The organism is Mycobacterium sp. AMU20-3851, assembly GCF_043974665.1.
Classification (GTDB): Bacteria; Actinomycetota; Actinomycetes; order Mycobacteriales; family Mycobacteriaceae; genus Mycobacterium.
In genome coordinates this window covers 4,813,095-4,837,898 of sequence record NZ_CP146371.1, presented here as the reverse complement: position 1 = coordinate 4,837,898, position 24,804 = coordinate 4,813,095, and the positions used below count along the sequence as shown (strand labels likewise).

Here is a 24,804-nt window from a genome sequence, read left to right as displayed (position 1 = left end):
AGCCTCCACAAACCGCTAGTGCTGGCCGAGATAGAACCGGCCGCCCTGATCGTCGGCGCACAGCGCGGACCTGCCGTAGGGCTGGGTCGAGGGTTCCTCGATGACGGTGCCGCCGGCCGCCCGCACCCGGGCCACGGCGGCATCGACGTCGGTGACCGTCCACATCGGCACCGTCGCGGGCTGCGCCGATCCACCGGCCATCCCCGCCATCGGCTGTGACTGCTGCACGGCCCACCCATCGCGGACCCGGCCGGACTCGAACGTCCAGTGCAGCACCCGGCTGTAGAACGCCCGGAAGGCGGCGGAGTCCTCGACGAGATAGGTGATGTAGGAAAGCTCGCCCGGCCCGGCCCCGTTGCGCGGCGGCCGCGGGGTGGCAGCGGTGTCGCGGTACACCGCGAACGGGGCGCCCTGCGGATCGGTGGCGTCGAGCACGGTGCCGAACTCGCGGGGCTGCGGTTCGCCCACCGTGCCGCCCCCGGCCAGGATCGCCTCGCGGGCGGCCTCGAGATCGTCGACGGCGTAGCAGCAGAACAGCGTGCTGGGGCCGGGGGTCTCGAAAACCCCCATCGACAGCGCGGATTCGCTGGGCGGGGTGATGTGGTGGCCCTCGAACGACCAGTCGAGCACGTGTGCGTAGAACGTCTTGGCGCGCGCGGCGTCCGGGGTGTTGATCGACACGTAGCCGACGTCGCCGTGCTGGATCAGCAGCGGTGCACCGGTGATCGGGCCGGACAGCATCCACCGGTGCCCGGCCGGGTCGAGGATCGTCGCGCCGCGCGACCCGTGACTCTCGTGGGCCTCCTGCAGCACGGTGGCGCCGCGGTCCCGGGCGCGACGCAGCGCCGCATCGGTGTCGTCGACCGGAAGCATCAGGCTCACCGAGACTGACTGCGGGGCAGGCGCTTTGAGGCCGAGTTCGGGGTACTCGTCGGCCAGGTAGAGCACTCCGCCGCCGACGGACAGTTCGGCGTGCCCGACCCGGCCGTCGTCCATCAGGATCGGGGCACCGACGAGCGTCGCGCCGAGGGCGTCGACGTACCAGTCGATGGCGGCGCGCGCATCCGGCACCGACAGATACGGGATCGCGGCGGGGCGAGGGTTGCTGATCTCGGTCGAATTCAGTTCAGCGATGGCGGTGTCGGTGCCACTCATGACAACTCCTGACGTATTGGCGGGTAGGGAGAGGGCCGACTCCAGACGTGCGCGCAGCCGGGCCGCGAACGCCGGATCGGGGGCGACCGGCCGGTCGCCGCCACGCAGCGCGGCCAACGGATCGTGCGAGTTGTTCACGGCCGCCCTCCTTCCGGTGCCGGGTACTGGGATCTGAAGGCGCGTCGGGCCCGCACCAGCAGGGTTTCGGTGGCGTGCACGGTGCGGCCGATCAGCTCGGCGCACTCGCCGACCGTGCAGTCGTCGAGATAGCGCAGCGCAAGCACCGTGCGGTGGTGTTCGGGCAGCCGGGCCAGCACCGCCTCGGCGACGATGCGGTCCAGTTCGGAGTCCCACTCGTCGACCGGGTCGAACGGCTCCGGCGGTTCGGCCACCGGAACGCTCAGGTGGGCGTGCCCTCGGCGGTAGTGGTCGGCGAGTTTGTGCCGGGCCACGCCGATCAGCCAGGGCACCGTCATCGGCGGCGGTGCCGGTTTGCGTGCCGCGTCCATGGCCGCGAGGAAGGTGTCCGAGGTCAGGTCCTCGGCGGACGCCCGGTCACCGCACCGCCGGGCGAAGTACCCGTACACGACCGGCAACGCCTCGTCGTAGAGCTCCAGCAGCTCCCGAGGGGCATCGCGGTGACCCGATTCGACGCTCACATATCTATCGTCGCCGCCCGGCGCCGAACTCCGACACCCCAATTTCGAGCGATTTGTGGAGTTCTCGTCGGAGTGGTTCCTACTAAGACTCCAGAGATCACAGATCGGAGAGGCCGCGACCGACCACGTCGAAGGATTCGCCCAGCAGTTCGGGCAGCGACGCGGACTCGTCGGCCAGCCACTGCTCGTAGGCCGTGAGGGCCACGCCCAGCAGGGTCCAGGCGACCGTCTGCGGGACCAGGCCATCGGGTTTGTCGCCACGGCGGTGGGCCACGAAGTCCGCGACGACGGTGCGCCAGCCGGCATACATGGTCATCGAATGTGCCTGCAGCGCATCGGTTCCCAGGATAAGACGCATCCGCTGGCGGTGCCGGTCCTTGTCGTCGAACTCGTTGAACGCCAGCAGGGCGGTGCGCAGGGCCTCGCCGATGCCCATGCCCGGGTCGGCCTTGGCGAGCAGCGTCCGCATCAGGTTCAGGTGCGCGTCGAAGTCGCCCCAGGGGATGGCGTTCTTGGACGGGTAGTAGCGGAACAGCGTGCGGCGGGCGATCCCGGCCGCCCGGGCGACGTCGTCGACGCTCACCTCGTCGAAGCCGCGGCTGGCGAACAGGTCCAGCGCGACGGCGGTGATGTGGTCCTGCGTGGTGGACGGCCGGCGGCCGACCCGCGGCCCGGACACCTGCGCCATCAATCCCCCTCTTCCGTTTCTGCACTCGATGCCATATTCTTGCGACCCGGGTCACAAAAGTCGAGAGCCATGACCCCATTACAGCCCAGAAAGGTGCGATCCATGGACCAGAATCAGCAGGTCGAGACCGAAGCTCAGCTCGTCACCGAGTCCCTCGTCGAAGAGGTCTCGATCGACGGTATGTGCGGGGTTTACTGATCGTGACCGCACCCACTGCTGATGCAGTGGCGTTCGACCCCGATCGCGGCTGGCGGCTGCACCCCCAGGTGGCGGTGCGGCCGGAGCCGTTCGGGGCGCTGCTGTACCACTTCGGTACCCGCAAGCTGTCCTTCCTCAAGAACCGGACGATCCTCGACGTGGTCAACTCGCTGGACGAGCACCCGAGTGTCCGATCCGCTTGTCGCGCCGCCGGAATCGACGACGACGCCCAAGCCCCGTATCTACACGCGCTGAGCGTGCTGGTGAAATCCCACATGCTGGTCGCGAAGGAGACTCAATGACCGCCGTATTGCCGCCGACGACGGCGCAGGCCCAGGCCCCCGTCAAGGTGCCCCGTCTGGTCGAGCAGTTCGAACACGGGCTGGACGCGCCGATCTGCCTCACCTGGGAACTGACCTACGCCTGCAACCTGTCCTGCGTGCACTGCCTGTCCTCGTCGGGTAAGCGTGACCCGCGCGAGCTGTCCACGCAGCAGTGCAAGGACATCATCGACGAGCTCGAGCGCATGCAGGTGTTCTACGTGAACATCGGCGGCGGCGAACCGACCGTGCGGTCGGACTTCTGGGAACTGGTCGACTACGCGACCGAACACCATGTCGGGGTGAAGTTCTCCACCAACGGTGTGCGCATCGACAAGAAGGTGGCAGCGAAGCTGGCCGCCAGCGACTACGTCGACGTGCAGATCTCGCTGGACGGCGCGACCGCCGAGGTCAACGACGAGGTGCGCGGTCCGGGCTCCTTCGCGATGGCGATCCGGGCGCTGGAGAACCTGCGCGAAGCGGGCTTCAAGGACGCCAAGATCTCGGTCGTGGTGACCCGCCAGAACGTCGATCAGCTCGACGAATTCAAGGCGCTGGCAGACAATTACGGCGCCACCCTGCGTATCACCCGGTTGCGGCCGTCCGGTCGCGGCGCCGATGTGTGGGATGACCTGCATCCCACCCCCGTGCAGCAGGTCCAGCTCTACGACTGGCTGGTCGCCCACGGCGAAGGCGTGCTCACCGGCGATTCGTTCTTCCACCTGTCGGGGCTGGGGGAGCCGGGCGCACTGGCCGGGCTGAACCTGTGCGGCGCGGGCCGGGTGGTCTGCCTGATCGACCCCGTCGGCGACGTGTACGCCTGCCCGTTCGCCATCCACGAGAAGTTCCTGGCCGGAAACATCCTGGAGGACACCGGTTTCGGAACCGGGTTCAAGAACGTCTGGCAGAAGTCTCCACTGTTCCAGGAGCTGCGCGAACCGCAGTCCGCAGGCGCCTGCAGCGGCTGCGCGCACTACGACGCGTGCCGGGGCGGCTGCATGGCGGCCAAGTTCTTCACCGGTCTGCCCATGGACGGCCCGGACCCCGAATGCGTGCAGGGTTACGGCGAACCTGCCCTGGCCGCCGAACGGGAGAAGCCCAAGTCCAGCGTCGACCACTCCCGGGCCGGTGGCCGTAAAGGTCCGATCCCGCTCAAATTGCTCACCGTCCCACCCAAGAAGTTCTGTAACGAAAGTCCTGTGTAGAGATCATGGCTCGCGATACCTGGTTCGAGACCGTTGCCATCGCCCAACAGCGTGCGAAGAAACGGCTGCCCCGCTCCGCCTACTCCTCGCTGATCTCGGCCAGCGAGAAGGGGCTGACGGTGTCCGACAATGTCGAGGCATTCGGCGAACTGGGCTTCGCCCCGCACGTCATCGGCGCCACCGAGAAGCGTGAGATGGCGACAACGGTGATGGGGCAGGACATTTCGATGCCGGTCATCATCTCGCCGACCGGCGTGCAGGCGGTCGACCCGGACGGTGAGGTTGCGGTCGCCCGTGCCGCGGCTGCTCGTGGGACTGCCATGGGTTTGTCGTCGTTCGCCAGCAAGCCGATGGAGGAAGTGACCGCGGTCAACGACAAGATCTTCTTCCAGATCTACTGGCTGGGCAGCCGCGACGACATCCTGGCGCGGATGGAGCGGGCTCGGGCGGCCGGTGCCAAGGGCCTGATCCTGACCACCGACTGGAGCTTCAGCCATGGCCGGGACTGGGGTAGCCCCAAGATCCCGGAAAGCATGGACCTCAAGACGATGGTGAAGATGTCCCCGGAGGTCATCACCAAGCCGCGCTGGTTCTACAGCTTCGCCAAGCATCTGCGTCCGCCCGACCTGCGGGTTCCCAACCAGGGCCGCAAGGGTGAAGCGGGTCCGACCTTCTTCGAGGCCTACGGCCAGTGGATGGGCACCCCGCCGCCGACCTGGGAAGACGTCGCCTGGCTGCGCGAGCAGTGGGGCGGGCCGTTCCTGCTCAAGGGCATGGTCCGCGTCGATGACGCCAAACGCGCTGTGGACGCGGGTGTTTCGGCGATCACGGTGTCCAACCACGGCGGCAACAACCTGGACGGCACCCCGGCGGCGATCCGCTGCCTGCCGGCCATCGCCGACGCCGTCGGTGACCAGGTCGATGTTTTGCTGGACGGCGGCATCCGGCGCGGCAGCGATGTCGTCAAGGCCGTCGCACTCGGTGCCCGGGCGGTGATGATCGGGCGCGCCTACCTGTGGGGGCTGGCGGCCAACGGGCAGGCCGGTGTCGAGAACGTCCTGGACATCCTCAGTGGTGGCATCGACTCGGCGCTGCGCGGCCTGGCCAAGTCCTCGATCCACGATTTGACGCCCGAGGACATTCTGATCCCGGAGGGGTTCACCCGTACGCTCGGAGCGCCGAAAGCCTGACCCCCTGAGACAGGCGTGACAGACGTGACGGGCGTGACCGGTTGTCCGCCGACTGGCCGACAGTACGGAAATCAATTGCTGCGCATGCGCCAACAATCGGTGCATACCAGGTGAATTCGGCCTACCATCGGCGGGTGCCTACACCCGGGGAACTCGGCAGTCTGACGTCGAGTGGACTGCTCGGCACGTCAGCTGTCGGCCATCCGGCGCTCATTGTGCCGCTCGGTTCGACCGAGCAACACGGACCGCACCTGCCGTTGGACACCGATACCCGGATCGCCACCGCGGTGGCCCGGGCCGCGGCCGCCCGGCTGGGGGCGGACTGGTTGCTGGCCCCGGCCCTCGGGTACGGCGCCAGCGGGGAACACGAGGGCTTCGCGGGCACCGTGTCCATCGGTACCCAGGCCCTGCGGTTGCTGCTGTTGGAGTACGGCCGCTCCGCGTGCAACTGGGCGCCGCGGCTGGTGTTCGTCAACGGCCACGGCGGTAATGTCGAGGCGCTTGCCGAGGCGGTGGCGCTGCTGCGCGCCGAGGGGCGTGACGTCGGCTGGACGTCGTGCATGGTGGCCGGCGCCGATGCGCACGCCGGGCACACCGAAACGTCTGTATTGCTACATATTTCGCCGGACGTGGTGCGCAGCGAGGCGGTGGTGGCCGGAAACAGCGCGCCGCTGGCCGACCTGATGCCCGCGCTGCGGGCCGGTGGGGTTGCCGCGGTCAGTGCCGTCGGGATCCTCGGCGATCCGACCACGGCCACGGCGGCCGATGGCCAACGTTATTTCGCCGACATGGTTGACGGCTGTGTCCGTCGGGTGCTGGCCTGGACTCCGAACGGGCGCGGGATGCTGGCATGACGGGGCCGCGGCTTCCGGACGGATTCGCCATTCAGGTGGACCGCAGGGTCAAGGTGCTGGGTTCGGGGTCGGCGTTGCTGGGTGGTTCGCCGACCCGGCTGCTGCGGTTGGCTCCGGTCGCGCAGACCATGATCGACGGTGGTCGCCTGGAGGTGCACGACGCGTTGTCCGCGCAGTTGGCGCGCACCCTGCTCGACGCCACCGTCGCGCATCCGCGTCCGCCCAGTGGGCCGTCCCACCATGACGTCACCGTGGTCATTCCGGTGCGCGACAACGTGATCGGCGTGCGGCGGCTGGTGCGGTCGCTGCGCGGGATGAAGGTGGTGGTGGTCGACGACGGGTCCGCAGAACCGCTACAGGAGTCCGACCTCGACGGCGCGCTGTGCGAGGTGCGGGTGCTGCGGCACCCACGCAGTCGCGGCCCGGCGGCCGCCCGTAACACCGGTCTGCGGACCTGTGACACCGACTTCGTGGCCTTCCTGGACTCCGACGTGGTGCCCCGGCGCGGCTGGCTGGAGGCCCTGCTCGGACATTTCTGCGACCCGGCGGTGGCGCTGGTGGCGCCCCGGATCGTGAGCCTGCGCGAGCCGGAGAACCTGGTGGCCCGATACGAGGCGGTGCGCTCCTCGCTGGACCTGGGGATGCGGGAGGCGCCGGTGGTGCCCTACGGCCCGGTGTCCTACGTGCCGAGCGCGGCCATCATCTGCCGGCGCAGCGCGCTGACCGAGGTGGGCGGTTTCGACGAGACGTTGCGGTCCGGTGAGGACGTCGACCTATGCTGGCGGCTGGTGGAGGCGGGGGCCCGGCTGCGCTACGAGCCGATCGCGCTGGTCGGCCACGAACACCGCACACGGTTACGGGAGTGGTTCCAGCGCAAGGCTTTCTACGGACAGTCTGCGGCCCCGCTGGCGGTCCGGCACCCGGGCAAGACCGCCCCGATGGTGGTGTCCCGGTGGATGCTGCTGCTGTGGTTCCTGATCGCGACTCGGTCGGGCTGCGGCTACTTCCTCGCGGCGGTGGTGGCGGTGCTGTTCGGCAAACGGATCGCCGGTTCGTTGGAGTCCGCGGAGACCGGGCGCCGCGACGTGGCCGCCGTCGCGGCCGGCGGGGTGTGGGGAGCGGCGCTGCAGGTGGCCGCGGCCATCTGCCGGCACTACTGGCCGGTGACGCTGCTGGCGGCGGTGCTGTTCCGGCGGTGCCGGCATGTGGTGCTCGCGGCGTCGGTGCTCGACGGGCTGGCCGACTGGGCGAAACGCCGGCACAGCACCGAGGACGAGCACCGGGTCGGGTTGCTGAGCTATCTGATGCTCAAACGTCTCGACGATGCCGCCTACGGGCTGGGCCTGTGGACCGGCGTCCTGCGCGAACGCCACATCGGCGCGCTCAAACCGCAGATCCGAAGCTGATTCAGCACGGTGCAAGCCCTCGACGTCGTCCGTAGTGACGTCCTGATCATCGGTGCCGGCAGTGCCGGTTCGGTTCTGGCCGAACGGCTTTCCGCGGATGCCGACCGCCGCGTGGTGGTCCTGGAAGCGGGTCCGCAAGCCGTCCCGTCGCGCCCCGGCGATGCCCATCTGGTGCCGATCGGACCCGACAGCGCGGTGGCCGGGCGCTACCCGGCGGTGCTGACCGAGCAGCCGCGCCGGGAAGTCGAGCTGGTGCGTGGCGCCGTGGTCGGCGGATCCGGCGCGATCAACGGCGGCTACTTCTGTCGCGGGTTACCCGCGGACTTCGACGCCTGGGCGATCCCCGGCTGGTCCTGGGCGGACGTGCTACCGCACTTCCGGGCGATCGAGACCGATCTGGACTTCGCCGGCCCGCTGCACGGTGCCGACGGCCCCATCCCGGTCGCACGTGTTCGCGAATTCAGCGCCGGTACCGATCAATTCGTCCAACGTGTGTTGGGCCTCGGGTTCGGTTGGGTCGACGACCTCAACGGCGCAGGCCCCTTCGACGGGGTCGGTGCGTTACCGCTCAATGTCGCGGACGGCACCAGGATCGGTCCGGGAGCCGCGTTCCTGCACCCCGCGCTGGCCCGCCCGAACCTGAGCGTGCACCCCGGGACCAGGGTGGCGCGGATCCTGTTCTCGGGGCATCGGGCGGTCGGGGTGGATGCGCAGGGCCCGGCGGGGCCGGTGCGACACATCGCCGAGCGGATCGTGCTGTGCGCGGGCGCGATCGGTTCCGCGCACCTGCTGATGGTGTCCGGATGCGGCCCGGCCGACGTGCTGACCGCCGCCGGGATCCCCGTGCGGGCCGACCTGCCCGTCGGTGCGGCGTTCGGCGATCACCCGGAGTGGGTGCTGCCGGTCGACTGGCCCGCCACCGGTGGCCGGACCCCGCTGGAAGCGGCGCTTTCCGTGGGAGATGTCGAGATCCGCTTGTATACAACGGGTTTTGCTCAGATGACCGGGGAGCCGCCCTCGGATCCACCGCATATCGGGGTGGCCCTCATGCGACCAGAGGCCCGCGGTCGCCTGACCGTGCGTTCCGCGGACATCTCGGTCGTGCCCCGCATCGAGCACCGCTACGACACCGTCGCCGGGGACGTCCGGGCGCTGCAGCGAGGTGCGGGCCTGGCCCGCGAGATCGCCGGAATCGTTGCCCGTGAAGCGAACTGGTCGACAACTCAGCATCTGTGCGGGACGGCTCCGTTGGGGACGGTCCTCGACCCGCAGTGCCAAGTGCGCGGTGTCGACGGGTTGTGGGTGGTCGACGGGTCGATCATGCCGACGCCGATATCGCGGGGCCCGCACGCCACCATCGCGATGATCGGGCACCGCGCGGCACAGTTCCTGGCCGGCTGAACTCGATCAGGCCCGGTGTCGTCCGGCACTGCGGTTGCGGCGGATCGGGCGCAGCTGCTGCCCGTCGCGACCCGGCGCCCACAGGCCGATGAGGACGGCGCTGACAGCGACGGTCACCGCCAGCCCGAATGTCGAGGCGTTCATCGCCTCGACGAACGCGGTCTTGCTCAGCTCGGCGATCTGCGCGCCCAGCGGGCCGAGCTGGGCCGACACCTCCAGGGCCTGGCCCAGCGACCCCAGGGTGGCCTCGCGGACCGGTTCGGGAAGTTGCTCGGGCAACCGTGGTGCGAGCAGGTCGGTGTACTGCGCGGCCAATAGGGAACCGGCCAGCGCGATGCCGAGCGCAGCGCCCACCTCGCGGGCGGCGTCGTTGACCGCAGAGGCGACGCCCTGCTTGTCGTCGGGCGCGGTGTTCATGATCGCCGAAGTCATTGGTGCGGTGAGCAAGCCGATACCGAAGCTCATGACCAGCATGGGCCACGCGATGGCCCCGTAACCGTCGTCGACGGTGATACCGCCCATCAGCAGGAAGCCGAGCGCGATGAGGCCCAGACCGGAGAACACCACGAGCCGCAGACCGAGTCTGGGCACGAACCAAAAGGCGGTCGCCGACAGCACCAGGATCGGACCTATCAACGGGGAGATGGCGATTGCGGTCTTGATCGGGCTGTAGCCCAGGATCAACTGCATGTACTGCATGACGATGTAGAAGTAACCGAAGTTGGACAGGAAGAACACCGTGATGGCGGCGGCCCCGGTGGTGAAGGTCGGGTGGGCGAACAACCGGACGTCCAGCAGCGGGTAACGCGTTCGCAGCTCGACGACACCGAAAGTCAGTGCCAACAGCACACCTATCGCGATGCTGCCGATCACCAGCCCATCCGACCAGCCACGAGCGGGCACCTCCAGGATGCCGAACACGATCATCGCCAACCCGCCGCCGATCAGGACTGCACCGATCCAGTCCAGCGGTTTGGGTTCCGACTCCTTGGACGTCCCGATGGTCAGCGCGAACAGGAACAGCACGGCACCGGCTCCGGTGAATCCCCAGAAGATCGACTGCCAGCCGAAGAAGTGCAGCAGCGCACCGGATCCCAGCATGCCGACCACCGCGCCGCTGCCCGCCGCGCCGGCCCAGAACCCCACGGCCTTGTTGCGCTGGTCTCTCGGATAGGCGGTGGTCAGCAGGGACAGCGTCGCGGGCATCACGAAGGCGGCACCGACCCCGGCGGCCCCGCGCGCGATGATCAGGTGCAGCGGGTCGGACCAGATGGCCGGCGCGATCGAGGCCAACGTGAACACGGCGAGCCCGAGCAGCAGTGCACCGCGCCGGCCGTACCGGTCGCCCAGTGCCCCGGCCGGGAGCAACAGGCAGGCCAGCACGAGGGTGTAGCAGTCGACGATCCAGGTGAGTTCGGTTTGGGTGGCCGAGGTGGCCACGGCGAGGTCGGGGAGCGCGGTGTTCAGGGCGACCATCGAGGAGATCACCAGCAAGACGCCCAGGCAGGCCACGCACAGCGTCCAGGCGCGGGCTCGGCTGGACAGGCCGTCCAGCGCGTCGCCGCGGCGGTCGGGCTCGGCGAGTGTCTCGACCATGGCCCCCCCGTTTCGACGAGTGCGTTATTTTTAATACTGCTCGTCTTGTTCCGAGACTAACAGTCTCGTAGCGTCTCAGGAGGGGAGTTGGGATGACGACGACGGATCCACGCCCGGCGCGGTCGCGGGCCCGGCTTCTGGAGGCAGCGACCGCGCTGCTGCGCACCGGGGGCCCCAGCGCGGTGACGGTGGACGCCGTGGTGCGCGCGTCCAACGTCGCACGGGCAACCCTGTACCGGCACTTCCCGAGTGGCAACGACCTGCTGGCCGCGGCCTTTCACGCGCTGATCCCGCCCGCGCCCATGCCGCCGGAGGACGGCACCCTGCGGGACCGGTTGATCGCCGCCCTGGACGGCTTCGCCGACCTGATCGCGGAGGCGCCGATCAGCCTGGCTGCGACGTCCTGGCTCGCGTTGGGCGGGGGATTGGATCCGTCCTGGTGGACCAGCAAGGGGGACCGCACCGCGGAAAGCGATGCCGTCCGCACCCTGCGTGAGCGGGTCGCCGAACAGTACGCGGCACCGTTCGACGCGGTCTTCGATCACCCGGACGCCGTCGAGGCGCTCGGTGACGTCGACCGGATCCAGGCGGTGGCGCTGCTGCTCGGGCCGATCGTGCTGGGCAAGCTGTCCACGCTGACCGATTTCGACTACCGCAGGGTCGCGCGCATCGCGGTCGACGGCTACCTGGCGACGCACCAGGCGCCAGGTGTCGTCAGCGCAGCGAGTACCGGATCGGCAGGTGTTTGAGCCCGCCCACGAAGGTCGTCGCCGACAGCTCCGGGGTGCCGGCGAGCTCGATCGAATCCAGTCGCGGGATCAGTTCGGAGAACAGGCTGTGCATCTCCATCCGGGCCAGTGCCGCGCCCAGGCAGAAATGCACCCCGTAACCGAACGCGACATGCTTGTTCGGGTCGCGACTCACATCGAAGCGGAACGGGTCGGTGAACACCTCTTCGTCGCGGTTGCCCGAAACATAAGCGAGATAGACGGATTCGCCCTCGGCGATCGGCACACCACGCACCTCGGTGTCGGCGGTGGCGGTGCGCATGAACTCCTTGACCGGAGTGGTCCAGCGGATCATCTCTTCGACTCCGGTGCCCATCAGATCCGGCTGCGCGCGCAAGCGGTCCAGCTGATCGGGGTTCTCGATGAGTGCCAGCAGCCCGCCGGAGATCGCGTCCTTGGTGGTGTCATGCCCGGCGCTGGCCACGATCACGTAGTAGGACGCGGTGTCCACGTCGGACAGCGGTTCACCGTCGATGGTCCCGTTGGCGATCGCCGAGGCCAGATCGTCGGTCGGGTTCGCCCGCCGTGACGCGGTGAGCTGGGCGAAGTAGCCGAAGAAGTCGAGCAGCACCTGAAGCTGGTCCTCCAGGGATCCGCCGTCGCGCTTGTACTCGTCGTCGTCGCCGCCGAACATTTCCTGGGTCAGCATGTGCATGCGGCCGTAATCCTCCTCGGGCAGGCCGAGCAGCGACATGATGACGTAGAGCGGGAAATGCACTGCAATCTCGGTGACGAAATCGCACTCCGGTCCGATGTCACGCATCCGGTCCACATAGCGCTTGGCGAGTTCGTCCACTCGGACCTTGAGGTCCCGCATCGCCTTCGGGCGGAACCAATCGGCACCGATCGCCCGGACCTTGCGATGGTGCGGGTCGTCCATATGGATGAGCGTGCGCAGGCCCATCCCGGCCTCCAACTGCTGTTTGGCGAGGTCGTCGGCGGCCGCGGTGGCCAGCAGCGGCCGCGGCTCACTGATGAACAGATTGTTGTCGCGTTCGATGGCCATGATGTCGGCGTGCTTGGTGACGGCCCAGAACGGGCGGTAGAGCCTGGATTCCACCCGCACGACCGGTTCGTGGGCGCGCAGATAGGCCAGCGCCTCGTGCAACCGCGCGTCATCGGCGTAGGCCTTCGGCTCCACGAAGACCGTGGCGAATTCGCTGGCCTTGTCGTCCTTGGTCGGGGTGCTCATCAACGGCTCCTTCGCCGGTTGTTGACGGGTGTCAAGAAGGAGTGTAGGTCGGCGGCGGCGACCGCATGCCCGGATTGGAGGGGAATGCACGTCAGTAAGCTCGGGCGGTGCTCTTTGCGTCCCGTCTCGACCGATGCGTGCCGGCACTGCTGATGGTCCTGATGCTCGTAATGGGCTGTGGCCGCAACGATGCCGATTCCGCGGTGTCGTTGCCGCCGGACCCGTCCGTGGTGAACACCACGCTCGGCCTGGTGCAGGGCGTGGCCACCCTGGACAAACGGCATTTCGCCGGCATCCCGTACGCCGCGCCACCGGTAGGACCGTTGCGCTGGCAACCTCCACAGCCCGCGGTGCCGTGGACCGGGGTGCGCGACGCGACCAAGGTCGGACCGCGCTGCGTGCAGGACGAGGGCGGTGATGTGGAGATGGGGCGCCAAACCGACGAGGACTGCCTGACGCTCAATGTCTGGACGCCGCCGCCCACCGGGGAAGCCCGCCCGGTGATGGTGTGGCTGCACGGCGGCGCGTTCATCAACGGCAACGGCGCGATGTACGACTCACGCTGGTTCGTCGACCGCGGCGACATCATCGTCGTCACGGTCAACTACCGGCTCGGCGCGCTCGGATTTCTCGCCCACCCCGCGCTCGGGCCGCCCGGGTCGGTCGGCAATTACGGGCTGGCCGACCAGCAGGCCGCGCTGCGCTGGGTGCACGAGAACATCGCGGCCTTCGGTGGTGACCCGGACAAGGTGACCATCGCGGGGGAGTCCGCGGGTGGGATGTCGGTCTGCGATCACCTGGTGGCACCGGAGTCGCGCGGGTTGTTCCGCGCGGCGATCATCCAGAGCGCCCCGTGCCAGGCGCAGCTGGCGCTTCCGGAGGCCGAACGCATCAGCGAGGCCTATGCGCGTGACGTCGGCTGCGGCGATCCCGCGACCGTCGCGGCCTGCCTGCGCGCCCTGCCGGAGTACAAACTGCGAAACCCGGTGTGGTACGACCGGATCGGCGAGGACACCCTCAGCGGCCCGGTGCACGGCACCACCGTGCTGCCCGAAGACCCGATGGTCGCGCTGAGGGAGGGCCGCGGTGCCGACGTACCCGTGCTGATCGGCAGCAACCGCGACGAGTTCACTCTGTTCACCGCCCTGCAGTATCTGCGCGGTGCCCGCCAGTACACCCCCGGCGAGTATCCCGACCTGCTGGCGGACACCTTCGGTGCGGATGCGGCGGCCGTCGGCGCCCGGTACCCCTTGGATCGGTACGAGGGCAATGCGGCGTCGGCCTACGCGGCGGCGGTCACCGACGGGGTGTTCGCCTGCGTGGCCGATCGGATGGCCGCCGAACTGGCCACCGTCAACGACGTGTACGCCTACGAGTTCAACGACCCGCATCCGCCGACCCCAGAACCCATGCGCAACTTGCCCTTTCCGGTCGGGGCCAGTCACTCCCTGGAGCTGCGCTACCTGTTCGACGTCGGCGGTGCGCCGCCGCTGGACCCCGCTCAACAGGAGCTGTCGAACCAGATGATCGACTACTGGGCTCATTTCGTGAAGACCGGTGCTCCGGCGGCCGAGGGCGCGCCGGACTGGCCGGCGGTGTCCGGCAGCGGCCCGTGGATGTCGCTTCGTCCGGACGGTTCGCGGGTGGTCACCGATTTCGACAGGGCACATCAGTGTGATTTCTGGGCAGGTAAAGGAGGCCGGTGATGGATTTCGCGCAGGACTGGGTCAATGCGTGGAACCGGCACGACGTGGAGGCCGTGCTGGCCCATTTCCATGACGACGTGGTCTTCACCTCGCCGGTCGCCGAGAGGGTCGTTCCGGTCAGCGCCGGAGTGCTCCGCGGGAAGGACGCGCTACGCGACTACTGGGTGACGGCGCTGGCCCAACTACCCGATCTGCATTTCGACATCGTCGGTGTGTACCGCGGTGTCTCGACACTGGTGATCAACTACCGCAACCACCGCGGACAACTGGTCAACGAGGTGCTGATCTTCGACGGTGACCTGGTCCGGGAAGGGCACGGCACCTATCTCTGACCGGCCGGGGTCACCCAGCAGGTGATGTCGGCGTGCACGACCTCGGTGCCGGCCCGGTCGGTGATGGCGACCGGCACGACGACCTCGGTGCCCTCGGTGACGGCGTCGAAATCCGGCGGGGTGAACTCGGCCACCGCCCGCAGCGAGGTGGTCGCCTTGGCCAGGTACTGCACGGTCATCGCCTTCGGGATCCAGCGGTGACTGGTGGGAACGGTGGCCTCCATGGCCATGCCCATCGCCACCTCGGCCGCGTTGCACGAGGCGATGGCGTGCACGGTGTGCAGGTGGTTGTGGACGTAGAACCACTTCGGCACGGCCACCTCGGCGCGGCCCGGGGCCATCTGCACCACGTGCGGCAGGATCGAGGCGAAATACGGGACCCGCGCCATGGCTGCCGCCGAGAACAACCGGCTGCCCAGCGGCTTGTTCGACAACTGCTGCCAGGCGCGGTAGGTCGGGCTCTCGGAGATCTGTGGCATCCGCCTATCTTACTCACGAGTAAGATAGGCGGATGCGCGAGGCCGGAGCCGCGTATCGCCGGGGTCGGGATTGCGTGTATGACGGCGGTCTCGGTGAGCCTCCAAGCTGCTCAAATGGGAATTTGGAGGACGCCGGGATCTGAGGCATACTGTTCGGGTTGCCTTGAGCCGGGTTCGCCTGGCTGCGGGCATCCGACCGGCGCCCTTGACGGGCGCACCCGGTCCCTACCTCGATCGCGACAATTTACCGACGCGGACGAATGTGCGTGAGGGCGACACACCCGAGCGCGGGGGTCGGTGAACCAGAGACAGGTAAACAGCGGCGGCACAGCCTGCGCGCGCACCGGGAGACCGGGGCGGGTGCACTGGCCAGACCAGGACAAGGGGCCCAACCATGGGCCCGCTAGTAGTGAGGTAGGAGAAGCGTGGCGGGACAGAAGATCCGCATCAGGCTCAAGGCCTACGACCACGAGGCTATTGACGCCTCGGCGCGCAAGATCGTCGAGACGGTCACCCGTACGGGAGCAAGCGTGGTCGGCCCGGTGCCGCTGCCGACCGAGAAGAACGTGTACTGCGTTATCCGGTCCCCCCATAAGTACAAGGACTCGCGGGAGCATTTCGAAATGCGGACCCACAAGCGCCTTATCGACATCCTCGACCCGACGCCGAAGACCGTTGACGCCCTGATGCGCATCGATCTGCCGGCCAGTGTCGACGTCAATATCCAGTAGGAGATACCCGAGAAATGGCTAGAAAAGGCATTTTGGGCACCAAGCTGGGCATGACGCAGGTGTTCGACGAGAACAACAAGGTCGTCCCGGTCACGGTCGTCAAGGCCGGCCCGAACGTTGTGACGCGCATCCGCACCCCGGAGCGCGACGGCTACAGCGCCGTGCAGCTCGCCTACGGCGAGATCAGCCCGCGCAAGGTGAACAAGCCGGTTGCCGGTCAGTTCGCCGCCGCCGGTGTGAACCCGCGCCGCCATCTCGCCGAGCTCCGGCTCGACGACGAGGCCGCCGCCGGTGAGTACGAAGTCGGCCAGGAGCTGACCGCCGAGATCTTCGCCGACGGCGCGTACGTCGACGTGACCGGCACCAGCAAGGGCAAGGGCTTCGCCGGCACCATGAAGCGGCACGGCTTCGCCGGTCAGGGCGCCAGCCACGGCGCGCAGGCCGTGCACCGTCGTCCCGGTTCCATCGGTGGCTGCGCCACCCCGGGCCGCGTCTTCAAGGGCACCCGCATGTCGGGTCGCATGGGCAGTGACCGCGTCACCACCCAGAACCTGAAGGTCCACAAGGTCGATGCCGAGAACGGCGTGCTGCTGATCAAGGGCGCCGTCCCCGGGCGCAACGGTGGACTCGTCGTGGTCCGCACCGCGATCAAACGAGGTGAGAAGTAATGGCTCTCAAGCTTGACGTTCACACTCCGGACGGCAAGAAGGACGGTTCGGTAGAGCTGCCCTCCGCGCTGTTCGACGTGGAACCCAACATTGCGCTGCTGCACCAGGTCGTGACCGCGCAGCTGGCCGCGAAGCGTCAGGGCACGCATTCGGCCAAGACGCGCGCCGAGGTCTCCGGTGGCGGCAAGAAGCCGTACCGCCAGAAGGGCACCGGCCGCGCCCGTCAGGGCTCGACCCGCGCACCGCAGTTCACCGGTGGTGGCATCGTGCACGGCCCGAAGCCGCGTGACTACAGCGAGCGCACCCCCAAGAAGATGATCGCCGCCGCCACCCGCGGGGCGCTCTCGGACCGGGCGCGCAACGACCGCATCCACGCGATCACCGAACTGGTCAGCGGGCAGACCCCGTCGACCAAGGCGGCCAAGGCGTTCCTGGAGAGCCTGACCACCAACAAGAACGTGCTGGTTGTCATCGGCCGCAGCGATGAGGTCGGCGCCAAGAGCGTGCGCAACCTGCCCAACGTTCACGTTCTCCCGGCCGACCAGCTCAACGCGTACGACGTGCTGCACGCCGATGACGTGATCTTCAGCGTCGAGGCACTGGATGCCTACATCAGTGCGAACACCAAGAAAGATGAGGTGTCAGCCTGATGGCAACCGTGACTGACCCCCGCGACATCATCCTGGCCCCGGTCATCTCGGAGAAGTCGTACTCGCTGATCGAGGACAACGTGTACACGTTCGTCGTGCACCCGGACTCGAACAAGACGCAGATCAAGATCGCGATCGAGAAGATCTTCTCCGTCAAGGTCGACTCGGTGAACACGCTGAACCGTAACGGCAAGCGCAAGCGGACCCGTAGTGGCTACGGAACGCGCAAGAGCACCAAGCGCGCCATCGTGACCCTGGCCGCGGGCAGCAAGCCGATCGACTTGTTCGGAGCGCCGGCCTAACGGCGGGCAGAGAGACTCAGGAACTACAGAAATGGCAATTCGCAAGTACAAGCCGACGACCCCGGGTCGTCGCGGTTCGAGCGTCTCCGATTTCGCCGAGATCACTCGTTCGACTCCGGAGAAGTCGCTGGTTCGCCCGCTGCACGGCACCGGTGGACGTAACGCGCACGGTCGCATCACCACGCGGCACAAGGGCGGCGGGCACAAGCGTGCCTACCGGCTCATCGACTTCCGTCGCCACGACAAGGACGGCGTCGACGCCAAGGTCGCGCACATCGAGTACGACCCCAACCGCACCGCGAACATCGCGCTGCTGCACTACCTGGACGGCGAGAAGCGCTACATCATCGCGCCGCAGGGACTGAAGCAGGGCACCATCGTGGAGTCGGGCGCCAACGCCGACATCAAGCCGGGTAACAACCTGCCGCTGCGCAACATCCCGGCCGGTACCGTCATCCACGCGGTGGAGCTGCGTCCCGGTGGCGGTGCGAAGCTGGCCCGTTCGGCCGGCGTCAGCATCCAGCTGCTGGGCAAGGAAGGCACCTACGCCACGCTGCGTATGCCCTCCGGTGAGATCCGTCGCGTCGACGTGCGCTGCCGCGCCACCGTCGGCGAGGTCGGCAACGCCGAGCAGGCCAACATCAACTGGGGTAAAGCCGGCCGCATGCGGTGGAAGGGCAAGCGCCCCACCGTCCGTGGTGTCGTCATGAACCCGGTCGACCATCCGCACGGCGGTGGTGAGGGTAAGACCTCCGGTGGCCGCCACCCGGTGAGCCCGTGGGGCAAGCCCGAGGGCCGCACCCGCAAGCCCAACAAGGCGAGCGACAAGCTCATCGTCCGTCGCCGGCGCACCGGCAAGAAGCGCTAGGGAGTAAAGCGATGCCACGCAGCCTGAAGAAGGGCCCGTTCGTCGACGACCATCTCTTGAAGAAGGTCGACGTCCAGAACGAGAAGAACACCAAGCAGGTCATCAAGACCTGGTCGCGCCGTTCGACCATCATTCCGGACTTCATCGGTCACACCTTCGCCGTCCACGACGGTCGTAAGCACGTGCCGGTGTTCGTCACCGAGGCCATGGTCGGCCACAAGCTGGGCGAGTTCGCGCCCACCCGTACGTTCAAGGGTCACATCAAGGATGACCGGAAGGCGAAGCGCCGGTAATGACTACGACGATTGAATATCCGTCCGCGAAGGCGGTGGCACGCTTCGTGCCGTTCTCGCCGACCAAGGCACGCCGGGTCATCGACCTGGTCCGTGGCAAGTCCGTGGCCGAGGCGCTCGACATCCTGCGGTGGGCACCGCAGGACGCCAGCACCACCGTCGCCAAGGTGATCGCCAGTGCGGCCGCCAACGCGCAGAACAACGACGGCCTGGATCCCTCGACCCTCGTGGTCGCGACGATCTACGCCGACGGTGGCCCGACCGCCAAGCGCATCCGGCCGCGCGCCCAGGGGCGCGCGTTCCGTATCCGCAAGCGCAGCAGCCACATCACCGTGATCGTGGAGAGCCGTCCGCCCAAGCAGAAGGGTGCCGCCGCAGCGTCTGCGCGCAGCCGTCGTGCCCAGGCGAGCAAGGCTGCTGCTGCGAAGGCCACCGATTCGAAGGAGGGCTCGGAGTAGTGGGCCAGAAAATCAACCCGCACGGCTTCCGGCTCGGCATCACCACCGACTGGAAGTCCCGGTGGTACGCCGACAAGCAGTACGCGGACTACGTGAAGGAAGACGTCGCGATCCGTCGCCTGCTGGCCACCGGCCTGGAGCGCGCCGGCATCGCCGATGTGGAGATCGAGCGCACCCGTGACCGGGTCCGCGTGGACATCCACACCGCGCGTCCGGGCATCGTCATCGGTCGCCGCGGCACCGAGGCCGACCGCATCCGCACCGACCTGGAGAAGCTGACCAAGAAGCAGGTCCAGCTGAACATCCTCGAGGTCAAGCAGCCTGAGGCTGTTGCCCAGCTCGTCGCGCAGGGTGTCGCCGAGCAGCTTTCGAACCGCGTGGCGTTCCGCCGCGCGATGCGCAAGGCGATCCAGTCGGCGATGCGCCAGCCCAACGTCAAGGGCATCCGGGTGCAGTGCTCGGGCCGCCTCGGCGGTGCTGAGATGAGCCGTTCGGAGTTCTACCGCGAAGGTCGAGTGCCGCTGCACACGCTGCGTGCCGACATCGACTACGGCCTCTACGAGGCCAAGACCACCTTCGGCCGGATCGGCGTGAAGGTCTGGATCTACAAGGGCGACATCGTCGGTGGCAAGCGTGAGCTGACCGCCGCCGCGCCGGCCGCCGACCGTCCGCGTCGTGACCGTCCGTCGGGCACCCGCCCGCGCCGCAGTGGCGCGTCGGGCACCACCGCGACGAGCACGGAGGCCGGCCGGGCAGCAAATGAGGGTTCCGAGGCTCCGGCAGCCGAGGCACCCGCAGAGAGCACTACAGAAAATTCAGGGAGCTGACATGCTTATCCCCCGCAGGGTCAAGCACCGCAAGCAGCATCACCCCAAGCAGCGCGGCACCGCCAGCGGCGGCACCTCGGTGAGCTTCGGTGACTACGGCATCCAGGCACTGGAGCACGCCTACATCACCAACCGGCAGATCGAGTCCGCTCGTATCGCCATCAACCGGCACATCAAGCGTGGCGGCAAGGTGTGGATCAACATCTTCCCGGACCGCCCGCTGACCAAGAAGCCCGCCGAGACCCGCATGGGTTCCGGTAAGGGTTCGCCGGAGTGGTGGGTGGCCAACGTGAAGCCCGGACGCGTGCTGTTCGAGCTGAGCTACCCGGACGAGAAGACCGCGCGTGACGCGCTCACCCGTGCAATCCACAAGTTGCCGATCAAGGCACGCATCGTGACTCGAGAGGAGCAGTTCTGATGGCAGTGGGAGTTACGCCTGGCGAACTGCGTGAGCTCACCGAAGAGGAGCTCACCACTCGCCTGCGCGAATCGAAGGAAGAGCTGTTCAACCTGCGCTTCCAGATGGCGACCGGTCAGCTGACCAATAATCGGCGCCTGCGTGTCGTGCGCCACGAGATCGCACGGATCTACACCGTGCTGCGTGAACGTGAACTGGGTCTGGCCGCCGGACCCGTTGGTGAGGATTCGTAAAATGGCAGATACCAAAGGCCCCAACCACACCCCGGCCACCGAGCAGCCGCGTGGGCGTCGTAAGACGGCCATCGGCTACGTGGTGAGCGACAAGATGGAAAAGACCATCGTGGTCGAGCTGGAGTCGCGCAAGAGCCACCCGCTCTACGGCAAGATCATCCGGACCACCTCGAAGGTCAAGGCGCACGACGAGAACGGCGACGCCGGTATCGGCGACCGCGTCTCGCTGATGGAGACCCGCCCGACCTCGGCCACCAAGCGCTGGCGTCTGGTCGAGATCCTCGAGAAGGCCAAGTAGCAGAAGCGAAGTACCGAAGGCGGTTCACGCCTTCAGCTTCATCGAACCCCCGGTCACCGTGTCCACGGTGGCCGGGGGTTCGTGCATTCCGGGTCCGACATCGCGTTCGGGCGTGTCGCGCACCAAGATTCGCCGACCCGCACCGATGCGGGATATCTGTCGCCACAGCCTTGACGTCCGACTCATCGGCGTCTTTGCCAGAAGTGCGCGACACGTGCAAGTGCTTTCCGAATCAAGTTCTGCAAGTTTGCCGGCCGGCCCGGGTGCCCTAACATCGCGCAGATGAGGGTGGGGGCATCGGCTGATTCGCTTCCGCGCTGCGGCAAGAAACGCCCAGTCCGTGAGCCGGTAACCGACCCGTGTGACGTGTGATGGCCACCGCAACCACACCGGCTCCGTCCAAGTCGGCCGCCGCGCTGAACCGTTACTACGGTGTACATCCCCTTTACCGGCTCGGCCTGCGCTGGCTGCTGATCGGTGCGCTGACCGCCCTGGCGTTCCATGAAACGTTCGTCAGCCTGGCCATCACCACCCGCGAGGGCGGCATCGGCGGTTACGTCTGGACGGTGCCGCTGGTGGCGGGACTCGTCGCGATCAGTGTCAGTCGGCGCAGCCGCACCGAACTGCCCATTCACGACCGGCAGACCGACATCATCGTCGGCGGCATCGGTCTGGGCATGGCCCTGCTGATCCAGGCCGCCCTGCTCGACCGCTACGCCCTGTACTTCCACCTGCTGCGCCTCGACGTCGTCGCGGCCTGGCTGTTCGTGGCGAGTTGCTGTGTGGTGCTCTTCGGGTTGCGTCCGGTGACCCGGTTCGCCTGGGTGTGGGCGATGTTCGCGTTGGCATTCTCGCTGCCGTACTACCTGGCGGTGATCCTGCTCGGCGGCGGGAAGTTCGCCGCCGGGGCGGTGACCCTGCTGATCGCGGCGATCGGCACGGGCACCGCGGTGGGGCGGACATTCCGGCGCGGCGTCATCGGATCGCTACGGGCCTGGGCGGTCGGGTTCGCGGTGCTGATCGCGATCTGGTGGCTGTTTCCCGACGCTCCGGTGCTCGTCTACCAGCAGGTGCCGGCGGTCGCGGCGATCAGCGTGGTCGGCACGATCATGTACCTGCAGGCCCGTCGGGGTGTGCCCAAACGGTTGCTCGACCGCAAGGTGGAACCGCTGGCCGCCAAACAGGTCTGGGCCGGTGTGCCGCTGGTGGTGGCCGTTGCAGTGGCGCTGTCGCTGTGCGGCCTGCCGACCGAGACCAGCACCACCCGCATCAGCCGGCCCAGCCCGGACACCCTGGTCCAGGGTCGGCCGCTGGAACCCCCGCCGGGCTGGAAGGTGATCGAGCGGCAGGAGTTTCCGCAGGTGCGCCGGCTCTACGGGGACGGTGCGGTGCTGGTGCGTCAATACATGCTCGCCGAGACCGGAAACCCGAGATGGGACAAGCTTTCCCGGCCCCGGACCGTCGTCGTGGACAGCGTTGTCAGTCGGCGTCCGTTCTCCTTCGGCACCACTCCCGGCCGGGTGATGTACGGGCTGACCAGTGCGCGGATCAGCGCGCCGAGGCTGGTCGACCTCGATATGGGCGTCCAGGGCCGACTGACGTCGGTGGTGGACGACAAGCTGCTGGTCACCTGGAACTCGGTGCAGTTCGCCTGGGGAGATGATCGTCTGGCACAGCGCGTGACCGTGTTCGCCGTCGACAACCACGATCCGGACGCGCCCTTCCCGACCCCCTCGACGAGCGTGGCTTCCAATATCGGGACGTTGATAACCCTGCTGTTCCGCGGCAACGCGGTGCTCGACGAGAAGACGCCGTCGTTCAAGGACGAGGACATGCTGCGCACCTTCACGCGGGCACTGGTGGCGGCCCAGTTCCGATGAGACGAGACAGGATGACGATTTCGGTGAACGCAGGTCTGGTAGGAACCCAGCGGCATAGGCTTTCTCGGGTGACTTCGCGCTTACTGCCCCTGGTTGCAGCCGTGTTGGTCGTCGGAGGGACAACGTTGCCCGGTGTCGCCGTGGCCGAGCCCGAACCCGATATGTCGCTGGCAAATTCGCCGACACTGAGCCTGCGGACCATCGGCATGGACTCCACGATCTCGCTGTACGGCATCGAAGGCCAGCAGACGCTGTCGGTGCCGGTCCCGCCCGGACTGGTGCCCGCCGAGTTGGTCGCCACCGTGGCGCTGCCGGTGAACGCCCTCGGCGGAACACTGGAGGTGAGCCAGGACGAGCGCATCATCTCCAGGGTCCCGCTGCCGCCGGACCGGGCCCCGATCACCATCCCGTTGGACGGCGCCCGGATCGTCGACAATGCCGTGACGGTACTGCTGCGCAGTTATCTGACGCTGCCCGAGGGCTATTGCGTGTTCGACCCGTCGAACCCGTTGCGGCTGGTGGGAACCGAGGTCAGGTACTCCGGGCAGGAGCTCGCCCCGACCACCGTCGCCGACTTCCTGCCGCCGGTGCTGCAGCGGCTCACCCTGGCCGTCCCGCCGAACCCGTCACGCGCGGAGTCCGATGCCGCGGTGCGGCTGGCGTCGGCGACCGTCGCACGCTACGGGCCGCAGCGCACCGAGATCGACCTCGTCTCCTCCGACGGCACACTGCGGCCCCCCGTTCCGTTGGAGCGCCAGATCATGATCCGTGAAGGCGATGCGCCGGGAGTTCGCCTGCAGGGCCCCAATGCCGTACCGACACTGCTCGTCACGGGCTCGGCCGCGGATCTGGCAAACCAGGCACGACTGCTCACCAGCGATCTGTCCAGGCTGGCCGTGCAGTCCAGTGCGGTGGCCGGCCCGATCGCCACGGTCCCGCAGTTGCCCAGTGACCGCACCACGATCCGCAAGCTGGGTCAGCCCGGCGTCAACGCCACCAACCTCGTCAATCCCCGGGTCACCGTCCCGATCGACCAGACCCGGGTCGGCCGTTCCGTCAAGGACGTCCGGGTCCACCTGCAGGGTTCCTACACGCCGCTGCCCGAGGGTCTCGCCGGGCAGGTCACGGTGAGTGCGGCCGGCGAGATGCTGGCCCGCTGGGCCACCGAGCCCAGCGGACAGATCGATCGGTGGATCGACGTTCCGGAACGACTCTTGGAGCGCTACACGAACCTCGACATCGCGGTCGACGCAGCGGGCAACACCGGCCGGTGCGGCGAGTTCCAGCCCATCACCCTGACCATCGACGGTGAGTCGGCGGTCGAGACCAAACTGGCCAGTCCGCCGTCCCCGGTCGGCTTCCAGTCCCTGCCGCAGGCCCTGATGCCCCGTATCGAGGTCGGAATCGACGAGGGCCTGGACAACCTGCAACGCGCGGTCCGCATCGTCACCGGTCTGCAGCGTCTGAGCGGCCTGCCGTTCGACACCACGGTGGTTTCCCGCGATGATGCGATCGGCTCCGCCAACCCGGCGATCGTGGTCAGCGCCGAAGGGTGGAACGACGACCGCGTCAAGCTGCCCGTCGCGGTCGATGCCGAGGGCGTCATCACCGTCGAGAACGTCGACGGCAGCGGCAATTCCAGCACGCTGGCGCTCGATCCAGAGGTCGGCTTCGGATCCTTGCAGACCATGTACACCGGAGGCCGCACGCTGCTGGTCGCCACGTCGAGCAATGCGCCCGCCGAGTTGGACAGGCTGCTGACCTGGCTGGACTCCGACGTCAACCGTTGGTCGGGGTTGACCGGCAACGCCGTGGTCTCGATGCCGGGACGCGAACCCATCCAGCTGACCACGCCGGCCGCCGCCGAGCAGGAATCGGCGCTGCCCGACGACCGCAGGAGCCTCTACCTGGCCATCGGCGTCGGAGTGCTGGCGCTGGCAGCGCTGGGCGGGGCACTGGTCGTTCTGCGCGGCAGGCGGTCCCGGGGCCAGCAGTGACCGCTGCCGCCG

The 24,804-nt window shown here is 68.0% G+C and carries 29 protein-coding genes; 23 read left to right on the top strand and 6 right to left on the bottom strand.

Annotated features, from left to right (window positions below; genetic code table 11):
- Positions 1–15: 15 nt before the first annotated feature.
- The 3 genes from V4U86_RS23100 to mftR form a co-directional block, all read right to left on the bottom strand.
- Positions 16–1,293 (bottom strand): VOC family protein, encoded by a 1,278-nt coding sequence (locus tag V4U86_RS23100; protein ID WP_395308205.1) that lies wholly within the window; start codon positions 1,291–1,293, stop codon positions 16–18.
- Positions 1,290–1,814 carry an RNA polymerase sigma factor gene (locus V4U86_RS23095; protein ID WP_395308204.1) on the bottom strand — a complete coding sequence of 175 codons (525 nt, stop codon included), beginning with the start codon at positions 1,812–1,814 and terminating at the stop codon, positions 1,290–1,292. Before V4U86_RS23095 ends, V4U86_RS23100 begins: the two co-directional genes overlap by 4 nt.
- A gap of 97 nt (positions 1,815–1,911) precedes the next feature.
- Positions 1,912–2,502, bottom strand: a complete 591-nt coding sequence (mftR, locus tag V4U86_RS23090) for a mycofactocin system transcriptional regulator (protein WP_395308203.1) — start codon at positions 2,500–2,502, stop codon at positions 1,912–1,914.
- Between the two features lie 102 nt (positions 2,503–2,604).
- Here mftR and mftA point away from each other — a divergent pair, with 102 nt between their 5' ends.
- The 7 genes from mftA (at position 2,605) to mftG (ending at position 9,076) form a co-directional block, all read left to right on the top strand.
- A complete protein-coding gene (gene mftA, locus V4U86_RS23085) occupies positions 2,605–2,700 on the top strand; it encodes a mycofactocin precursor MftA (RefSeq protein WP_073856536.1) in 96 nt (31 codons plus the stop codon).
- Positions 2,685–3,002 (top strand): mycofactocin biosynthesis chaperone MftB, encoded by a 318-nt coding sequence (mftB, locus tag V4U86_RS23080; RefSeq protein WP_395308202.1) that lies wholly within the window; start codon positions 2,685–2,687, stop codon positions 3,000–3,002. Before mftA ends, mftB begins: the two co-directional genes overlap by 16 nt.
- On the top strand, positions 2,999–4,225 hold the full coding sequence (gene mftC / locus V4U86_RS23075; RefSeq protein ID WP_395308201.1) for a mycofactocin radical SAM maturase: 1,227 nt from the start codon (positions 2,999–3,001) through the stop codon (positions 4,223–4,225). Before mftB ends, mftC begins: the two co-directional genes overlap by 4 nt.
- Before the next feature lie 5 nt (positions 4,226–4,230).
- The gene (gene mftD / locus V4U86_RS23070) at positions 4,231–5,415 is read left to right on the top strand and encodes a pre-mycofactocin synthase MftD (protein WP_395308200.1); all 1,185 of its coding nucleotides are present in this window, start codon (positions 4,231–4,233) and stop codon (positions 5,413–5,415) included.
- A 110-nt stretch (positions 5,416–5,525) separates the two neighbouring features.
- The gene (gene mftE / locus V4U86_RS23065) at positions 5,526–6,269 is read left to right on the top strand and encodes a mycofactocin biosynthesis peptidyl-dipeptidase MftE (protein WP_395308199.1); all 744 of its coding nucleotides are present in this window, start codon (positions 5,526–5,528) and stop codon (positions 6,267–6,269) included.
- The gene (gene mftF / locus V4U86_RS23060) at positions 6,266–7,675 is read left to right on the top strand and encodes a mycofactocin biosynthesis glycosyltransferase MftF (RefSeq protein WP_395308198.1); all 1,410 of its coding nucleotides are present in this window, start codon (positions 6,266–6,268) and stop codon (positions 7,673–7,675) included. The genes mftE and mftF overlap by 4 nt, the downstream gene beginning before the upstream one ends.
- Positions 7,676–7,684: 9 nt before the next feature.
- On the top strand, positions 7,685–9,076 hold the full coding sequence (gene mftG, locus V4U86_RS23055; protein ID WP_395308197.1) for a mycofactocin dehydrogenase MftG: 1,392 nt from the start codon (positions 7,685–7,687) through the stop codon (positions 9,074–9,076).
- A 6-nt stretch (positions 9,077–9,082) separates the two neighbouring features.
- Here the strand turns inward: mftG and V4U86_RS23050 are convergent, their stop codons facing one another.
- The gene (locus V4U86_RS23050; RefSeq protein WP_395308196.1) at positions 9,083–10,672 is read right to left on the bottom strand and encodes an MFS transporter; all 1,590 of its coding nucleotides are present in this window, start codon (positions 10,670–10,672) and stop codon (positions 9,083–9,085) included.
- A 92-nt stretch (positions 10,673–10,764) separates the two neighbouring features.
- Here V4U86_RS23050 and V4U86_RS23045 point away from each other — a divergent pair, with 92 nt between their 5' ends.
- Positions 10,765–11,421 (top strand): TetR/AcrR family transcriptional regulator, encoded by a 657-nt coding sequence (locus tag V4U86_RS23045; protein WP_395308195.1) that lies wholly within the window; start codon positions 10,765–10,767, stop codon positions 11,419–11,421.
- Here V4U86_RS23045 and V4U86_RS23040 read toward each other — a convergent pair.
- Positions 11,387–12,652, bottom strand: a complete 1,266-nt coding sequence (locus tag V4U86_RS23040) for a cytochrome P450 (protein ID WP_395308194.1) — start codon at positions 12,650–12,652, stop codon at positions 11,387–11,389. The genes V4U86_RS23045 and V4U86_RS23040 overlap by 35 nt on opposite strands.
- A 152-nt stretch (positions 12,653–12,804) precedes the next feature.
- Here V4U86_RS23040 and V4U86_RS23035 point away from each other — a divergent pair, with 152 nt between their 5' ends.
- On the top strand, positions 12,805–14,358 hold the full coding sequence (locus tag V4U86_RS23035; protein ID WP_395312175.1) for a carboxylesterase/lipase family protein: 1,554 nt from the start codon (positions 12,805–12,807) through the stop codon (positions 14,356–14,358).
- Entirely contained in the window at positions 14,358–14,690 is a 333-nt protein-coding gene (locus tag V4U86_RS23030) for a nuclear transport factor 2 family protein (RefSeq protein WP_395308193.1), read from the top strand. Before V4U86_RS23035 ends, V4U86_RS23030 begins: the two co-directional genes overlap by 1 nt.
- Here the strand turns inward: V4U86_RS23030 and V4U86_RS23025 are convergent.
- Positions 14,681–15,160, bottom strand: a complete 480-nt coding sequence (locus tag V4U86_RS23025) for a hotdog fold domain-containing protein (RefSeq protein ID WP_395312174.1) — start codon at positions 15,158–15,160, stop codon at positions 14,681–14,683. The genes V4U86_RS23030 and V4U86_RS23025 overlap by 10 nt on opposite strands.
- 434 nt (positions 15,161–15,594) lie before the next feature.
- Here V4U86_RS23025 and rpsJ point away from each other — a divergent pair, with 434 nt between their 5' ends.
- From rpsJ to V4U86_RS22960, 13 genes are all read left to right on the top strand, one after another.
- A complete protein-coding gene (rpsJ, locus tag V4U86_RS23020; RefSeq protein WP_003883485.1) occupies positions 15,595–15,900 on the top strand; it encodes a 30S ribosomal protein S10 in 306 nt (101 codons plus the stop codon).
- 14 nt (positions 15,901–15,914) lie between these two features.
- Complete coding sequence (gene rplC / locus V4U86_RS23015; protein ID WP_073856300.1) at positions 15,915–16,568, top strand: 50S ribosomal protein L3; 654 nt, start codon at positions 15,915–15,917, stop codon at positions 16,566–16,568.
- Positions 16,568–17,218: a 50S ribosomal protein L4 gene (rplD, locus tag V4U86_RS23010; RefSeq protein WP_395308192.1), complete on the top strand. Its 651-nt coding sequence runs from the start codon at positions 16,568–16,570 to the stop codon at positions 17,216–17,218. Before rplC ends, rplD begins: the two co-directional genes overlap by 1 nt.
- Positions 17,218–17,520, top strand: coding sequence for a 50S ribosomal protein L23 (gene rplW / locus V4U86_RS23005; RefSeq protein ID WP_073856302.1), 303 nt, complete (start codon positions 17,218–17,220; stop codon positions 17,518–17,520). The genes rplD and rplW overlap by 1 nt, the downstream gene beginning before the upstream one ends.
- A gap of 31 nt (positions 17,521–17,551) precedes the next feature.
- Positions 17,552–18,388 (top strand): 50S ribosomal protein L2, encoded by an 837-nt coding sequence (rplB, locus tag V4U86_RS23000; protein WP_395308191.1) that lies wholly within the window; start codon positions 17,552–17,554, stop codon positions 18,386–18,388.
- An 11-nt stretch (positions 18,389–18,399) separates the two neighbouring features.
- Positions 18,400–18,681: a 30S ribosomal protein S19 gene (rpsS, locus tag V4U86_RS22995; RefSeq protein ID WP_010908582.1), complete on the top strand. Its 282-nt coding sequence runs from the start codon at positions 18,400–18,402 to the stop codon at positions 18,679–18,681.
- A complete protein-coding gene (gene rplV, locus V4U86_RS22990) occupies positions 18,681–19,139 on the top strand; it encodes a 50S ribosomal protein L22 (RefSeq protein ID WP_395308190.1) in 459 nt (152 codons plus the stop codon). Before rpsS ends, rplV begins: the two co-directional genes overlap by 1 nt.
- On the top strand, positions 19,139–19,966 hold the full coding sequence (gene rpsC, locus V4U86_RS22985; protein ID WP_395308189.1) for a 30S ribosomal protein S3: 828 nt from the start codon (positions 19,139–19,141) through the stop codon (positions 19,964–19,966). Before rplV ends, rpsC begins: the two co-directional genes overlap by 1 nt.
- 1 nt (position 19,967) lies before the next feature.
- Positions 19,968–20,384, top strand: coding sequence for a 50S ribosomal protein L16 (gene rplP, locus V4U86_RS22980; protein WP_395308188.1), 417 nt, complete (start codon positions 19,968–19,970; stop codon positions 20,382–20,384).
- Entirely contained in the window at positions 20,384–20,617 is a 234-nt protein-coding gene (gene rpmC, locus V4U86_RS22975; protein WP_087019260.1) for a 50S ribosomal protein L29, read from the top strand. The genes rplP and rpmC overlap by 1 nt, the downstream gene beginning before the upstream one ends.
- A gap of 1 nt (position 20,618) precedes the next feature.
- On the top strand, positions 20,619–20,915 hold the full coding sequence (gene rpsQ, locus V4U86_RS22970) for a 30S ribosomal protein S17 (RefSeq protein ID WP_395308187.1): 297 nt from the start codon (positions 20,619–20,621) through the stop codon (positions 20,913–20,915).
- A gap of 371 nt (positions 20,916–21,286) precedes the next feature.
- Positions 21,287–22,795, top strand: a complete 1,509-nt coding sequence (locus V4U86_RS22965) for a hypothetical protein (protein WP_395308186.1) — start codon at positions 21,287–21,289, stop codon at positions 22,793–22,795.
- 68 nt (positions 22,796–22,863) lie between these two features.
- Positions 22,864–24,792 (top strand): hypothetical protein, encoded by a 1,929-nt coding sequence (locus V4U86_RS22960; protein WP_395308185.1) that lies wholly within the window; start codon positions 22,864–22,866, stop codon positions 24,790–24,792.
- The last annotated feature ends 12 nt before the right edge of the window (positions 24,793–24,804 follow it).